The sequence below is a fragment of the Streptomyces sp. NPDC048424 genome (genome assembly GCF_040651555.1).
GTDB lineage: Bacteria > Actinomycetota > Actinomycetes > Streptomycetales > Streptomycetaceae > Streptomyces.
In genome coordinates this window covers 85,975-100,580 of record NZ_JBEZKE010000010.1, presented here as the reverse complement: position 1 = coordinate 100,580, position 14,606 = coordinate 85,975, and the positions used below count along the sequence as shown (strand labels likewise).

Below are 14,606 nucleotides of genomic sequence, written 5' to 3'. Positions count from 1 at the left end.
GACCCCCGTCCCCGATGCCCGGAGGTGGTGCGCATGACCGCGACCCCGACCCACACGCCGGACCACACACCGGCCCACACCCGGCCCGACGCCCGCGCCGCCGCCCCTTCGAAAGCCCCGCAGTCCTCCGAACGGCCCGCCGGCGCGCGCCCCTCCCGTACCGCGTCCGCTCCGCTGGACCGCCCCCGCAGAGCCCTGCCCGGCCTCGCCGGGCGCCGCGGACTCCTCATCCCGATGGGCGTCGCCGCCGCCCTGCTGATCCCGCTCGCCGTGGTCTTCCCCGGCGCCGGCAGCTGGCCCGCGGCCCTGGCCGTCGACCTGTCCGGCCCGCTCGGCCGCGCCGGCGACTGGATCATCGACCACCGCGACAACCACTGGCTGTTCCTCTACTTCTTCGGCCACGTCAGCAACGGCGTCGTCGTGTCCGTCCGCGCCGTGTACGTGGTCCTCCTCGCCGCCGGATGGACCGGGGTCACCGCCCTGGCCGCCCTGGTCGCCTGGCGCCTGGCCGGCATCCGGCTCGCCCTGACCTGCGCCGCCGCCTTCGCCGCCTGCGGACTGCTCGGCATGTGGGTGCCGACCATGCAGACCCTCGCGCTGATGGTCGTCGCCGTCGCCGCCTCCGTCGTACTCGGCGCCCTGCTGGGCCTCGCCGCGGGGCTCTCCCCGCGCGCCGACCGCATCCTGCGCCCCGTACTCGACACCATGCAGATCCTGCCGGCCTTCGCGTACCTGCTGCCGATGGTGCTGGTCTTCGGCATCGGCGTGCCCGCCGCCGTCCTCGCCACCGTCGTCTACGCCGCCCCGCCCATGGCCCGCCTCACCGCCCTCGGGCTGCGCGAGGCCGACGCGGGCGTCATGGAAGCCGCCGCCTCGCTCGGTGCCACCGGCCGCCAACGGCTGCTGACCGCACGCCTTCCCCTCGCGCGCCGACCGCTCCTGCTCGGCGTCAACCAGGCCATCATGACGGGCCTGTCCATGGCCGTCATCGCCTCCGTGATCGGCGCGGGCGGCCTCGGCGACCGCGTCTACCAGGCCCTCGCCTCCGTTGACGTCGGCGCGGCCCTCGCCGCCGGCATCCCGATCGTGCTCCTCGCCGTGGTGCTGGACCGCACCGCCGACGCCGCCGGCCGCCGCATCGGCGCCGACCCCGTACCCGCCCGCGAACAGCACCTGCTGCGCCGGGTCTTCTCCGGCTGGTACGGCCGCCTGCTCACCCTCCTCGCCGCCGTGGCCGCCGCGGTCGCCGGCCACATCGCCGGCAGCTCCCTGTGGCCCGAGTCCTGGACCGTCTCCCTCGCCGACCCCGTGAACTCGGCCGTCGCCTGGATGACCGACCACCTCTACTCCGGCGTACCCGTCGTCGGCGGCACCGCCGACTGGGCCGCCCGCTTCACCGGCTGGATCCTCGACCCGCTGCGCAGCGGACTCCAGGCCGCGCCCTGGTGGCTGCTCCTGCTCGTGGCCTGCGCACTCGCCCTGCTCGCGGGCACCTGGCGCACCGCACTCACCGCCGTCCTCGCCCTGGGCGCCGTCGGAGTGCTCGGCGTGTGGGAAGCCTCCCTGGACACGCTCTCCCAGGTCCTCGCGGCCGTCGCGGTCACGCTCGTCCTGGGCTTCGCCATCGCCGTCGGAGCCGCCCGCAGCGCCCGGGCCGAGCGGCTGCTGCGGCCCGTCCTCGACATCTGCCAGACCCTGCCGCAGTTCGTCTACCTCATCCCCGTGGTCGCGCTGTTCGGCGTCGGCCGCGCACCGGCCGCCGCGGCCGCGGTGGTGTACGCGCTGCCGGCCGTCGTCCGGATCACCGTCCAGGGCCTGCGCGAGGTGGACCCGACCGTCGTGGAATCCGCCCGCTCGCTCGGCGCGACCCGCTCGCAGCTGCTCCGGCAGGTCCAACTGCCCCTGGCCCGGCCCGCTTTGCTGCTCGCCGTCAACCAGGCCGTGGTCCTGGTCCTCGCCGTCGTCATCATCGGCGGCCTGGTCGGCGGCGGCGCCCTCGGCTACGACGTCGTCCTCGGCCTCGCCCAGGGCGACCTGGCCACCGGCCTGGTGGCCGGCGCCGCGATCGTCTGCCTCGGCCTGCTCCTCGACCGCGTCACCCAGCCCGCGAAGGAGGCCTGACATGCGCGACGCACACACCCGGCGCCCCCTGAGCCGCCGACGCTGCGCGGCCGTACTCGCCGCAGCCACCGGACTCGCCGTCCTCACCGGCTGCGGGGCCGCGGACATGACCCGCCAGTCCTCCCCGTACGCCGCCGCACAGGGCGCGAAGACCGTCACCCTCTCCGTCCAGTCGTGGGTCGGCGCCCAGGCGAACACCGCCGTCGCCTCCTACCTCCTCGAACACGAGCTGGGCTACCGGGTGGACACCGTCCAGGTCGACGAGGTCCCCGCCTGGGACGCCCTCAGCCAGGGCCGCGTCGACGCGATCCTGGAGGACTGGGGCCACCCCGAACAGGAGAAGCGGTACGTCGAGGGCAAGAAGACCATCACCCCCGGCGGGGACCTCGGAGTGACGGGCCACATCGGCTGGTTCGTCCCCACGTACTTCGCCGAGGCCCACCCCGACGTCACCGACTGGAAGAACCTCGACAAGTACGCCGACCAGCTGCGCACCCCCGAGAGCCGCGGCAAGGGCCAGCTGATGGACGGCTCCCCGTCCTACGTCACGAACGACAAGGCCCTGGTGAAGAACCTGGGCCTGGACTTCGAAGTGGTCTTCGCCGGTTCCGAGGCGGCCCAGATCACCCAGATCAAGCAGTTCGCCAAGGAGCACAAGCCCTTCCTGACGTACTGGTACGAGCCGCAGTGGCTCTTCGAACGCGTCCCGATGACCGAGGTGAAGCTCCCCGAGTACACCGAGGGTTGTGCGGACGATCCGCAGAAGGTGGCCTGCGCCTACCCGCACACACCGCTCCAGAAGTACCTGAACACGCGCTTCGCGGAGTCGGGCGGCAAGGCGGCCGCCTTCCTGAAGAAGTTCCACTGGACCAAGGAGCAGCAGAACGACGTCTCCCTGATGATCGCCGAGGAGAAGCTGTCGCCGGAGCAGGCGGCGAAGAAGTGGGTGGAGCGCAACGAGAGCGTGTGGAAGCCCTGGATGGAGTGACCACCCCCGCGCTCCCTCCCCTCCCGAGAGGGGAGGGAGCGCGCAAGGGGAGCAGGAGGGCCGGTCAGGTGTAGCGACGGAAGAGGGATTCGATGTATCCCTCCAGCCTTCGGGTCAGGACACCGGCCGTCAGATCGACGCGGCCCAGCTCACGCCAGGGGACGGCGACCTTCTCCGCGTCCGGGGCGAAGCCCAGCGCGTCCAGCAGGCGCCAGTAGAGATGGGCGGCGCCGTCTTCCGTCAGGGTTCCTCCCGCGGCGACGTAGCGATCGGCGAAGCGCATGCCCGCGGGAACCCCGTGGAGCAGGGCGAGGGCCGTCGAGCAGTGCGCCACGTCCAGGTCGGCCGGCCCCCAGGACGTCTCCACCCAGTCGACCACACCACTGACCCGCAGGTCACTGCCGGTGCCCGCGAAGAGGACGTTGCCGGGGTGGAAGTCCCGGTGCAGGAAACAACCCCGATAGGCCGGGGGCTCGCGGCGGATGACGTCGACCGCCCGCCGCCAGAGCTCGGACCGCCCGGTGGCGGTGGCCGTGGGCAGGGTCACTCGCTCGGGAGAGGCCCAGGCCTGGTAGACGCGGGGCCGTTCGTGTGCGGCCACCGGCAGCCGATGGATGCGTACCAACTGCCGGGCCAGCAGTTCGGCGCGCTCGTCGGCGCCCTGATCGTCCAGGCGCACGGCCCCCGGCAGCAGGGACATCAACAGGGAGGGGTGATCGCAGTGCTGCGCCGTCGCATCCACCCCCACGAGCGTGGCCGCCGGAACCTCCGTGGCACCGAGCAGGCGCAGGACGCTCGCCTCACGGGCCAGCAGGCCCTCCGCATGCCGAAGGTAGAAGGGCTTCACGAAGGAACGCAGGACGAGCGAGCGCCGACCGTCCGGACCGTGGAGGTCCAGCCGCCGCATCTCCGACGTCCAGCCGCCGCGCAGCCGTACGACCCCTTCGATGTGCTCCGCCCCGGGCAGCCCCTTCTCCACCCAGGCGCGCGTGGCGCCCCAGTCCTGACCGTCCTGTTCCGCGCCGAAGTCCTCGGTCGCCCCCGCACCCGAACCCATGGCAGCAGACTATCCGCCACGAGCGGCGCACCAGGGCCGGAACGCGGAAGATCCACCGGCGCACGGCGCACGGCGACTTGATCGCCGCGGTGCTGTTCTCTGCGCGGTCGAATTACTCGCGGACCTGAGCGTTCACCGCGGCGCGCTCGGCGCCGCGGTCCGCGTCCAGGCCCGAGAGCAGGCGCAGCCCGTCCTCGGCGGGACTGCCGGGGGCCGCGGACAGCACCACCAGCTCCATGCCCGGGGCGTCCGGCAGTCCGAAGTTCTCCTGGTGCAGCTCCAGCACCCCGATCAGCGGGTGCCGGAACGCCTTGCGGCCGTGTGCGCGGGCCCGCACGTCCGCGCGGGCCCAGAGGCGGCGGAAGCGCTCGCTGCCCATGGCCAGTTCGCCGATGAGCGAGGCCAGGCGGGGGTCATCGGGGTACTGGCCGGCGGCCAGGCGCAGGTGCCCGACCACGTCGAGGGTGCACTGCTCCCAGTCCGCGTAGAGGCCGCGCTCGGCCTCCTCGAGGAAGATGTGCCGGGCGGTGTTCAGCCCCGGCATCGGACGGCCGAAGAGGAGCCCGGCGAGACGGTTCCCGGCGAGCACGTCCAGGCGGTGGTCCATGATCAGTGCGGGTGCGTCGGCGACCAGGTGGAGGACGCGCAGCACCTCCGGCCGGATCCTCCCGCCCGGTGCCTTCGCGGGGCGGCGGCGCTGACAGGCGAGCCGGTACAGGTGGCCGCGTTCGGTCTCGTCGAGGCCGAGGACACGGGCGAGCGCGTCGAGGACCTGCTCGGAGGGCTGGGTCGCGCGGCCCTGTTCCAGGCGTACGTAGTAGTCGACGCTGACTCCGGACAGGTGCGCGACCTCTTCACGGCGCAGCCCTTCGACCCGGCGGCGACTGTCGGTGGGTATGCCGACGGACGCCGGGTCGACCCGGGAGCGCCGGGTCCGCAGGAAGCCCGCAAGATCGTCCATGCCCCCCAGTATGACCGCGGCGGCGCCCGCGGTGCCGCCCGCGAGGGTGGCCCTGCCAGTACCAGGAAGTCCGGTCCGATGGAAGCGGCGCCCCTGAACGGCGGGCGCCGCGGCGGCCAGGATCGAGGGCATCCGATCCCGAGGAGTTCCCATGAAGACGCTGATCGTCCACGCCCACCCCGAGCCGCGGTCGCTCAACAGCTCACTGAAGGACCTGGCGGTGGCCACGCTGGAGGCCGCCGGGCACGAGGTGCGGGTGAGCGACCTCTACGCGATGAACTGGAAGGCGGTCGTGGACGCCGCCGACTACGGCCCCCACGCCTCGAGCCCGTTGAAGGTCGCCCGGGACTCGGGCCTGGCCTTCGAGGCCGGGACGCTCACCCCTGACGTCCTCGCCGAGCAGGAGAAGCTGCTGTGGGCCGACACGATCATCTTCCAGTTCCCCATGTGGTGGTACTCGATGCCCGCGATCCTCAAGGGCTGGGTGGACCGGGTGTTCACCCACCGGTTCGCGTACGGCGTCGGAGAGCACAGCGCCACCAAGTACGGCGAGCGCTTCGGCGAAGGCACCCTCGCGGGCAAGAGGGCCCTGCTGTCGGTGACCGTCGGCGGCCCGGAGTCGCACTACGCCGCTCGCGGGATCAACGGCCCCATCGACGACCTGCTGTTCCCGATCCACCACGGCGTCCTCTACTACCCGGGCATCGAGTCGCTGCCGCCGTTCGTCCTGTACGGAATCGACCGGATGACCGACGAGGACTACGCGGACGTCACCAAGGCCTGGGAACAGCGCCTGCTCACCCTGGAGTCGACCGAGCCGATCCCCTTCCGGCGGCAGAACTTCGGTGACTACGAGATCCCCTCGCTGCACCTGAAAGAGGGCCTGGAGCCCACGGGCCGCACGGGCTTCGGGCTCCACGTGCGCGGCTGACCGGCGGCGCGCGACACGCAGGAGGAGCCCGAGGAGGAGCCCGAGGAGGAGCCCGAGGGTGGCGGCGGAGCCGGCGGCAACGGTCAGCCGATCGGCTGCCGGGACTCGGCACGCACCTTGAGGGTCATCGCGGCGATCTCGGCGAGGTCGACGGCCCCGGGCTCCTGCCGTGCGATCTCCGGGGTGAAGATGCCGATCGAGGCGCCGGTGTTCTCGTCGGCCCAGGCGCACATCGGCAGGGTGCTCTTGATGCTGCCCTTCTTCATGGTCAGCACCTCGCACGACACGGTGATGTCGGAACCGGCGGGCGTGATGTCCCGGGCGGGTACCTCGAGGGAGGCGCCTTCCGCGTCCTCCGCGCCGGCCAGCATCTTCTTGCGGGCGCCCTCGGGGTCCTTGAACCGGCCGTACATCCCGGAGATGACGAGGGCGCTCCCCGGTTCCGGAGAGTCGGACGAGTACTGCGCGACGACCGGCTTCGGATCGCGTATCCGCGCGTCGCGGCTGCCCTCGAGCGCCTGCTTGCCCTCGGTGTCCGAAAGGTCCTGGACCAGCGTGTACTTGCCGTCCAGCACGGTCTTGGGAACGGTGAGCCGGTACTTCGCCTCGGGGAACGAGCCTCCGCTCTCCACGGCGGACACGACGGCGCCGAACACCACCAGCGAGCCCACGACGATCGCGATCACCAGGCCCGTGCGGTTCTTGCGCGGCGGTCCCACCGGAGGCTGCCCCCACGCTCCCTGCACGGGGTACGGCTGCTGGTGCGGGTAGGGCGAGGGCTGCGGGGGCCCGAACTGGCCGAGGGGTTGCTGGGGCGGTGGCATGGTCATGCCCGAACGCTACTTCACCGTCATCACCCACAACGGCGGCGTTCCAGAAGGGACGCGGAACCTCGGCGAGGGGGTATTCGGCGGCGGCCGGTAGGGCCTGGTGGTCAGCGGTACCAATCTTCGCCGGCGCGGGAAAGCGCACGGTGGAGGTACGTCTCCAGATCGGCTGCCACCCAGGTCCGACTGTCGTTCTCGTGGTCCCAGACGAAGACGTCGGAGCGCTGAGGGGTACGCACGAAGGCGAATTGATCTCCGCCGCCGTTGTCACCGAAGAACATCAGCGCATCGAACGGCATGTACAGCGCCGAGAAATCTCCTCCGCTCCTGAACTCCCCGTTCTTCAGGCCGATCTGGGCCGCACTCCAGACGACGTCCGTTCCGTCTTCATCGACTACGCCATCGCATTCGAGGAGCAGCTCTCGCAGCGGCGCCGGAAGCGCCTGCCCCAACTGGAGCTCCAGCTCCCTCAGATCCTGCTCGGACGCGGGCTCCTCCCATTCCACTTCGTCGTAGTGTCCTACGAGCTCGCGCCACACAGTTCCTCCAAGGCCGCATCTCCTCTGCGACCCTATCCGGGGCCCAACCGGTTGGCGGCGGAGGGCGTGGAGAGCAGGGGCAAATGCGCTGGCACCCCTTCCGGCCGGGCTCGTAGCATCCGTGAGCGGCGCGCGCAGCACCGTGCCGGAGCAGGGACCACCCCAGGGAGCGGAGCAGCGTGCAGCCGCCTGTCGTGAACCGCGGCCCCGCCGGGCTCTTCCCGCCCGACCTCACGGGTTACCACGACGGCGCCGAGGTGTCCCTCGCCGTCGCCCTCGAACTGGTCCGGGCCATGCTCCGCGACAGCGGCGCCTGGTGCCGGCTGGAGGTGGAGGGTGTGTTGACCGTGCACGTCGGGTGGGACCAGTACGTCTACGTGGGAAGCGACAAGCCCTGCGGGGGCGCCGTGGCCCGCACCCGGGCCCTCGGCCTCTTCCCGGAACGGCTGACGGGCTCGCCGCATGCGGCGCAACACGACGAACCGGCAGCGTCGCAGCCCGCGGACGAGGCCTTCTGGGCCCGCGTGCGCGCGACCCTCGCCGTACGTCAGGCGCTGATCCTGGAGGAGGGGTACGTCGGGAACGCCTCCCGCCGGCACCGGCTCACCGGCGCCACCCTCGACGTGGTGCGCGCCGGGCTCGCCCCGCGCGCCCGGTGGTGAACCGGCGACACCGGGGCGGTAGGAGCGCTCACCCACGGCACGAGCAAATCCAATGGCACGACAGTCCTCCGGCAACGAGACTGCACCGGTGAACACCCTGCCGCCGCCGCCCGACCCGCTCCTCCTGCCCGTACGGGACCCCCGCGCCCGCTACGACGTTCCCGACTACGCGGGCATGCACGACCTGGCTGCCGACCTGGTCCTGCCCGGCGGCGCGTCGATGTACGTCATGAGCGCGATGGAAACCGCCCGAGAGCTCATCCGGCACTCCTACTACCGGTACGAGTTCGCCACCGTCGCCGTCACGCACTCCCTGTTCGCCCTGGAGCACGTCCTCGCCGAGCGTCTGGCCGTGAACGAACCGCTCCACGCCCTGATCGCGAGGGCCGTCGACACAGGACTCATCACGGCCGAACTCGCCGCCGAACTCGACCGCAGCCGACTGCTGCGCGACAAGCTCGCGCAGGGGGCCGCGTCGAGTGCCGCCCTCAGACTGTTCCAGGCCGTACACATGCTGCGCGCCGTCTTCGACGCCGTCTCCCTGCTCCTCCGCCCACCTTCCGGGGCAGAGGCGACAGCCGCCGACGGGGGCGGAGCACCGGAAGGGGTACTCGACAGGTTGTGGGAGGAGCACCGGCGCGCACTGTTCCCCGACGGCTTCCGCGGCGTGGACTTCGACGGCGTCGACCTGGTCCTCCTCGACGCCAACGTCGCCGGCCTCGTGTACACGGAGCTGACGCACGGACTCGACGACAGCGGCACAGGCCAACTCCGGGGCTACATCGCCGACCTCGACACGATCGTGCCCCTGATCAACGAGGAGTACTGCGCGGGCTACTTCACGAAACTCCGAACGATGGCCCGGGTCGCGGCAGAACCCCACCTCCCCACCGCGACCTGACCACCGCCTCAGGCTGGGCACCAGCAGCGCTGCCGCAACGTTGGGGGCGTCAGAAGTGGAAGATCCATCTCTGGTTGTTGGCGAAGGCATCATTGCAGTCCCAGATCTGCAGCACCGCGCCCGCCGGGGGAGCCTTCTGGACGGAGGGGTTGCGGGCGTCCATGCACTTGCCGCTCCATACGTTCACGAACTCGACGGCGTTGTACGGGTCCATGGGTGAGTAGCCGACGTACGGCGTCCAGAACTGCCCCGTGGCGCCGTCGGCGCATTTGTGCATGACGACGGGTGTGCCGTTCGTCGTGCCGTCGACGTCCAGGCACCAGTCGCCGAACCACCGGATCTGACGGCCGCCCGCGACCTCGACCATCCCGAAGATGTTGCCGCTCTCCCGCCCCAGGGCAAGGCCCTTGCCGTTGATACAGGGTTGGTTGTCGCACCTGCCCTGGATCGACGCGTCCAGGCCTGATGCCAGGTTCGTCAGGCGGGTGGACTGGTGCCAGACGTCTGCCTCGGCATGGCCGGGAGTCATGAGGACACTGGACGTGAGGAGTGCGGCTAGTAGAACGCCATGCTTTCTCATCACATGCTCCCCGACTGGGGTGTCTGGATCCTTTCCACTATCGCATGTGGGGGAGGCCGGCGCGCGCGGCGTCGAGCAGGGCGCTGACCAGCGCGAACACCGTGTTCCACGACGGCGGGGACGGTGTGCCCGCTCCGCAGGTCCGGGACCCGCCTCAGCCCGGTAGCGGGTCCTCGAGCCGCGCCAGCTCCTCCGCGCTCAGCGTGAGCTCCGCGGCCCTGGCCGAGTCGGTGATGGAGGTCGGGCGGCTGGCTCCCGGTACCGGGATCACCGCGGGGGAGCGGGCGAGCAGCCACGCCAGGGCGACCTGCTGCGCGCTGACGCCGCGCTCGGCCGCGACGCGGTGGAAGGCGGTGGCGACGGAGGTGGGGCCGGACGGGCCGTCGAGGGAGCTGCGGGCGATGCCACCGAGCGGGCTCCAGGGCAGAAAGGCCAGACCCAGCCGGGTACTGAGGCGCAGCTCGGGATCGCTGTCGCGGACGGCGGGCGAGTACCGGTTCTGCACGGAGACGAGTCCGTCGCCGAGGATCTGATGCGCCTGGAGGATCTGGGCGGTCGTGACGTTGGAGATCCCCGCGGCGCGGATCGTGCCGGCGTCGAGCAACTCGCGCAGCGCACCGACGGACTCCGCCCACGGCACGGCCGGGTCCGGCTTGTGCAGCTGGTACAGCCCGATCGCGTCGACGCCCAGGCGCACGGCGGAGGCCTCGGCCGCTCGCTTCAGGTGGGCGGGCGCGGCGGTGACGGTCCAACTGCCGTCGCCGGGGCGGCCGCGGCCGCCCTTGGTGGCCACCAGGACGTCGGAGGTGTCGCCGCCGTAGCGGGCCAGGGCGCGGGCGATCAGCAGCTCGTTGTGGCCCGCCTCGCCGGCATGCCAGTGGTAGCTGTCGGCGGTGTCGATGAGCGTGACACCGGCGTCGAGGGCGGCGTGGACGGTGGCGACGGCCCGCGCCTCGTCCGGGCGGTGCTCGATGGACAGCGGCATGGCACCCAGCCCGATGGCGCTGACGGCGGTGCGGGCGATGCTGCGGTACTGCACGGCGGCTCCGTTCCTCAGGTGGTGGGTGACGGCTGGGCGGTGAGGGCTTCGGCGACGGCGCCGGGCAGCCAGTCCGCGGTGTGGGAGAAGGAGAACCCCAGCTCCTTCGCGCGGGCGTTGCTCATGGCGTAGTGGCGGTCGAAGGAGAACGGGGAAGCCTCCTCGCCCGCCGCGACCACCCGGTAGACGGGCTTCCGGCCGGCCTGCGCAGCGATGACCGCGCCGAGGTCGCGTACGTCGAGCGGACCGTCGGAACAGGCGTTGACCGGCCCGGTGAACTCGGCCGCGGCCGCCCACAGCAGCAGGTCCGCCAGCTCCTCGTAGTGGATGAAGACCGTGGGCAGCGCCTTCGCGTGCACGGTGATCTCCTCGCCCATGCCGATGCGCCCGACGTAGTGCGCCAGCCGGCCGGTGAACTCCTGGGCGCCGCCGCCGAGTACATGGGCGCTGCGCACACTGGCGAACGCGAAGCCGCCGGCGTGGGCGAAGACGGCCTCCGCCTGGCGCTTGCCCTCGGCGTAGCGCGCCTCCAGGTACGCGTCGTCGTGCCAGGGAAGGTCCATGACCGCCGGCCAGGCGGCCGGGTCCACGTTCTCCTCCGGCACCGGCGTGCCCGGCGGTACCGCCGGCAGCGCGGCCGTCGCGGGGTCGTAGACCTCGATCGTGGAGGTCATGACGTAGCGCCGGATGCGGCCGGCAAAGGCGCGGGCGGCGATGGCGGCCTGTACGGGGGTGTAGCAGACCTGGTCCACCACGACGTCGAAGGTACGGGAGCCGAGCGCGGCCGTCAGGGCGCTCTCGTCGTTCCGGTCGACAACGAGGTGCTCGACACCGGCGGGTGGCGGGGTGGAGCCGCGGTTGATCACCGTGACCTGGTGGCCCGCGTCCCGCAGGCGCTTCACCAGGAGCTTTCCGAAGTACCGGCTTCCGCCGATGACACAGATCCTTTGCATGCCCCCATCCTGGAGACCTATCGTCATCAGCAGAAGTCCCGACCTACTGGATGCGTATAAAGGAAAACTGTTGATCGATGTGCAACGGCTCCGCGTCCTGCGGGCAGTGGCGGAGCACGGCAGTTTCAACCGGGCGGCCACGGCCCTGCGCCTCACCCCCTCGGCCGTCTCCCAGCACGTGGCCGCCCTGGAGCGCAGCCTCGGCGCCCAGGTCGTCGCCCGCAGCACCCGCGGCGTCACCCTCACACCGGCCGGCCAGATCATGGTCGGCGCCGCGGAATCCGTCGCCGCAGAGCTCGAACACGCACAACAGCAGGTCGCCCGGCTCGGCACCGGTCGTACCCAACTCAGCGTCGCCACCTTCACCAGCGGCGGCCGGCTCCTCCTGCCCGCCGCCCTCACCCGGCTCACGGCAGCCCACCCCGGCACCGTCCTCCACATCAGGGAAGGCGAACCCGAGGACACCCTGCCGCTGGTCCGCCAGGGCGCCGTGGACCTCGCCCTCGCCTACCACTTCGACGGCCCGCTCCCCGTCGGCCCCGGCCCCAGCGCCCGCCTGGAGTGGACGCCGCTCCTGGAAGACCCCCTCCACGTCGTCCTGCCGCAAGGGCATCGACTCGCCCACCGCGACACGCTCGACCTCGCCGAACTCGCCGCCGAACCCTGGGTCCTCGGCTGCCTGAAGACCGAGGCGTACCTGCGCCGTTACGCCGAGCGCGCCGGCTTCGCCCCGGACGTGCGCGGCACGACCACCGACTACTTCTTCGCCCGCTCGCTCGTCGCCGCGGGCATGGGAATCTCCCTGATCCCCTCCATCGCGCTCGCCCCCGAGATCCCGGGCCTGCGCACCGTCCCGATCGCGTCGCCGGGCCCGATCCGGCACATCGGCGTCGCCGCGCTCAGCCGCAGCGACCGACCCCACGTCACGGCGCTCATCCACGCCCTACGCGAGGAGTCGAAGCAGCTGCACAGGGCGAGCTGACCGCGCGCCGACCGCGCCGACCGCGCCGACCGCACCGGTGCGCCGGGCGCCGGGCGCCGCGTCGGCGCACGCGGGCGCACAGGGGCGCATCCGCACCGTACGAAGCATCATTGCGCGCCCCCGCCCCCAGGGTGAGGATTCCGGGGCGGACACAGCCGATGGCCACGGCCCCGCCCAGCGAGACGTAGCGTGCCCGCATGCAGAAGATCCCGGTGTCCTGGGCCGCCGCCGGCGCCCGCCGGATGGACCGGCAAGGACTCCTCACCCCTGCCCCGACCGCCGAGGCCTCGCCCGCTGACATCGCCGGGCGGATGCTCGGCGCGCACGCCCAGGTGGCCTCCGCGGCGGAACTCTCCATCGCGCTACGCCTGGACGGCGCGACCCGCACGGACGTACGCGACGCACTGGCCGGCGGACACGCCCCGACAGGCGGACACGACGCGGCCGGCGGTCAGCACTCGGCCGGCGGACAGGGCCCGGGACCCCGACCGCGACAGGGCACGCTGGTCAAGACCTTCGGTCCGCGCGGCACCATCCATCTGCTGCCCGCCCAGGACCTGCCCTGGTGGACCGGGGCCCTCTCCGCCCTGCCCGCGCGCCCCACCACCTTCAGCCCCGAAGCCCGGATGACGGCCGCCCAGACGGACGAGGTGCTCGCGGCGATCGGCGACGCACTGACCGGCGCCGAACTGACGGTGGACGAGCTCACCGAGGCGATCGTGGCGCGGACCGGCTCCTGGGCCGCGGACCCGGTCATGCCCGCCTTCCAGACCCTGTGGCCGCGCTGGCGCCAGGTCACGCACACCGCCGCGCACCGCGGAGTGCTGGCGTTCGGCCGGGACCGGGGCCGCAAGGTCACGTACACCAACCCCGGCTGCACCCCTGCCTCCCCGACCCGTTCACTGCACGAGCTGGTGAACCGCTACCTGCGCGCCTACGGACCCGCCACCGCCGAGGACTTCGCCGCCTGGCTCGCCGCCCCCAAGGGCTGGGCCGCCGCACTCTTCGCCTCCCTCGCCGAGAAGGACCGCATCGAGGAGGTGGCCTTCGTGTCCGGCCGGGCATGGCTCGCCGCAGGCGACACCGCCTTCCCGGACGAACCCCCGCGCGGTCTGCGACTGTTGCCCTACTTCGACGCGTACGTCATCGCCTGCCGCCCCCGCGAACTGCTCTTCCCCGGCGCCGCGGCCACCCGCGCCCTGGCCGGCGGCCAGGCCGGCAACCACCCCGTCCTCCTGATCGACGGTACGGTCGCCGGCGTCTGGCACCAGCGCCGCACGGGCCGCCGCATCGCACTCACCGTGGAGCCACTGGGCCGACTGAACGCGCCCCACCGCCGCGCACTGGACGAACAGGTGGAGCGCACGGCCGCCGTACTCGAGGCGACCGCGGACCTCACCCTCGGCAAACTCACCGTAGGCCCCCACGCCTGACCCTTTCGCGCGCGATCGTGTCGTGGAGGCCGGTCATGCCCGGAGCCACACGGTGCACCTGCCTGCTCCCCGTGCCGGCTGAACCGGCACGAGGAGCAGGGGCCGGCGTGGTCGCATCACGCGACGGCGGTTCCCTCGAGCTCGACCATCTGCCCCGGGATCGCCAATCGCGTCACCCCGAGCATCGTGGAGGTCGGCGCCACCCCGGCGGCAACCAGCCGCGCCGCCAGCACGCCGTAGTGCTGGAAGAGCAGATCGACGTCGGTCGTGTAGACGTTCAGCCGCACGAGGTTCGCGAGAGACATGCCGGCCGCGCCGAGCACCGCCTCCAGGTTGGCGGTGCTCAGCGCCAACTGCCCGGCCATGTCGCCGTCGTGCTGGGGCTTGCCGTCACCGCTCATCGCGGTCTGCCCCGAGACGTACAAGGTCCGTGTGTGCCCGGAGACGAGCTCACCCTGGTTGAATCCCAGCTCCTCCGACCACGACACCGGGTTGACCGCTGTTCGCTCCACTGCCACATCAGCTCCATTCGATTCATCGCGAGTGCGTACGTCCATCGGCGAGCCGACCGACCCGCTTTGACGTCGCGTCACCGAGCCTCGCAACAAATCACGACACCCTCCGTCATGTAT

Annotated in this window: 15 protein-coding genes; 7 read left to right on the top strand and 8 right to left on the bottom strand. The window is 72.0% G+C overall.

The window, feature by feature from the left end:
* The first annotated feature begins 33 nt into the window (after positions 1-33).
* A complete protein-coding gene (locus tag AB0D29_RS16825) occupies positions 34-2,121 on the top strand; it encodes an ABC transporter permease subunit (RefSeq protein WP_362854870.1) in 2,088 nt (695 codons plus the stop codon).
* Between the two features lie 106 nt (positions 2,122-2,227).
* A complete protein-coding gene (locus tag AB0D29_RS16820; protein WP_362855128.1) occupies positions 2,228-3,109 on the top strand; it encodes an ABC transporter substrate-binding protein in 882 nt (293 codons plus the stop codon).
* Positions 3,110-3,173: 64 nt separating this feature from the next.
* Here the strand turns inward: AB0D29_RS16820 and AB0D29_RS16815 are convergent, their stop codons facing one another.
* Together AB0D29_RS16815 and AB0D29_RS16810 are read right to left on the bottom strand one after the other, a co-directional pair.
* On the bottom strand, positions 3,174-4,166 hold the full coding sequence (locus tag AB0D29_RS16815; RefSeq protein WP_362854869.1) for a phosphotransferase: 993 nt from the start codon (positions 4,164-4,166) through the stop codon (positions 3,174-3,176).
* Positions 4,167-4,278: 112 nt separating this feature from the next.
* Entirely contained in the window at positions 4,279-5,127 is an 849-nt protein-coding gene (locus AB0D29_RS16810) for a helix-turn-helix transcriptional regulator (RefSeq protein ID WP_362854867.1), read from the bottom strand.
* A gap of 151 nt (positions 5,128-5,278) precedes the next feature.
* Here AB0D29_RS16810 and AB0D29_RS16805 point away from each other — a divergent pair, with 151 nt between their 5' ends.
* Entirely contained in the window at positions 5,279-6,058 is a 780-nt protein-coding gene (locus AB0D29_RS16805) for an NAD(P)H-dependent oxidoreductase (protein ID WP_362854865.1), read from the top strand.
* 83 nt (positions 6,059-6,141) lie between these two features.
* Here AB0D29_RS16805 and AB0D29_RS16800 read toward each other — a convergent pair whose 3' ends face one another.
* Positions 6,142-6,888: a hypothetical protein gene (locus AB0D29_RS16800; RefSeq protein ID WP_362854864.1), complete on the bottom strand. Its 747-nt coding sequence runs from the start codon at positions 6,886-6,888 to the stop codon at positions 6,142-6,144.
* 104 nt (positions 6,889-6,992) lie between these two features.
* Positions 6,993-7,424 (bottom strand): SMI1/KNR4 family protein, encoded by a 432-nt coding sequence (locus tag AB0D29_RS16795; RefSeq protein WP_362854862.1) that lies wholly within the window; start codon positions 7,422-7,424, stop codon positions 6,993-6,995.
* A 179-nt stretch (positions 7,425-7,603) separates the two neighbouring features.
* Between AB0D29_RS16795 and AB0D29_RS16790 the strand changes: the two genes are divergently transcribed.
* Complete coding sequence (locus AB0D29_RS16790) at positions 7,604-8,086, top strand: hypothetical protein (protein ID WP_362854861.1); 483 nt, start codon at positions 7,604-7,606, stop codon at positions 8,084-8,086.
* 88 nt (positions 8,087-8,174) lie between these two features.
* Positions 8,175-8,987 (top strand): hypothetical protein, encoded by an 813-nt coding sequence (locus AB0D29_RS16785; RefSeq protein ID WP_362854859.1) that lies wholly within the window; start codon positions 8,175-8,177, stop codon positions 8,985-8,987.
* Positions 8,988-9,036: 49 nt separating this feature from the next.
* Here the strand turns inward: AB0D29_RS16785 and AB0D29_RS16780 are convergent, their stop codons facing one another.
* From AB0D29_RS16780 to AB0D29_RS16770, 3 genes are all read right to left on the bottom strand, one after another.
* The gene (locus AB0D29_RS16780; RefSeq protein ID WP_362854858.1) at positions 9,037-9,516 is read right to left on the bottom strand and encodes an RICIN domain-containing protein; all 480 of its coding nucleotides are present in this window, start codon (positions 9,514-9,516) and stop codon (positions 9,037-9,039) included.
* Positions 9,517-9,721: 205 nt separating this feature from the next.
* On the bottom strand, positions 9,722-10,606 hold the full coding sequence (locus AB0D29_RS16775; RefSeq protein WP_362854857.1) for an aldo/keto reductase: 885 nt from the start codon (positions 10,604-10,606) through the stop codon (positions 9,722-9,724).
* A gap of 14 nt (positions 10,607-10,620) precedes the next feature.
* The gene (locus AB0D29_RS16770) at positions 10,621-11,559 is read right to left on the bottom strand and encodes an NAD-dependent epimerase/dehydratase family protein (protein ID WP_362854855.1); all 939 of its coding nucleotides are present in this window, start codon (positions 11,557-11,559) and stop codon (positions 10,621-10,623) included.
* 70 nt (positions 11,560-11,629) lie between these two features.
* On the opposite strand from AB0D29_RS16770, the gene AB0D29_RS16765 reads away from it, so the two are divergent.
* Both AB0D29_RS16765 and AB0D29_RS16760 read left to right on the top strand, forming a co-directional pair.
* Positions 11,630-12,541 (top strand): LysR family transcriptional regulator, encoded by a 912-nt coding sequence (locus AB0D29_RS16765; protein WP_362854853.1) that lies wholly within the window; start codon positions 11,630-11,632, stop codon positions 12,539-12,541.
* A gap of 197 nt (positions 12,542-12,738) precedes the next feature.
* A complete protein-coding gene (locus tag AB0D29_RS16760; RefSeq protein ID WP_362854851.1) occupies positions 12,739-13,974 on the top strand; it encodes a winged helix DNA-binding domain-containing protein in 1,236 nt (411 codons plus the stop codon).
* 116 nt (positions 13,975-14,090) lie between these two features.
* Here AB0D29_RS16760 and AB0D29_RS16755 read toward each other — a convergent pair whose 3' ends face one another.
* A complete protein-coding gene (locus tag AB0D29_RS16755) occupies positions 14,091-14,486 on the bottom strand; it encodes a RidA family protein (RefSeq protein ID WP_362854849.1) in 396 nt (131 codons plus the stop codon).
* Between the last annotated feature and the right edge of the window lie 120 nt (positions 14,487-14,606).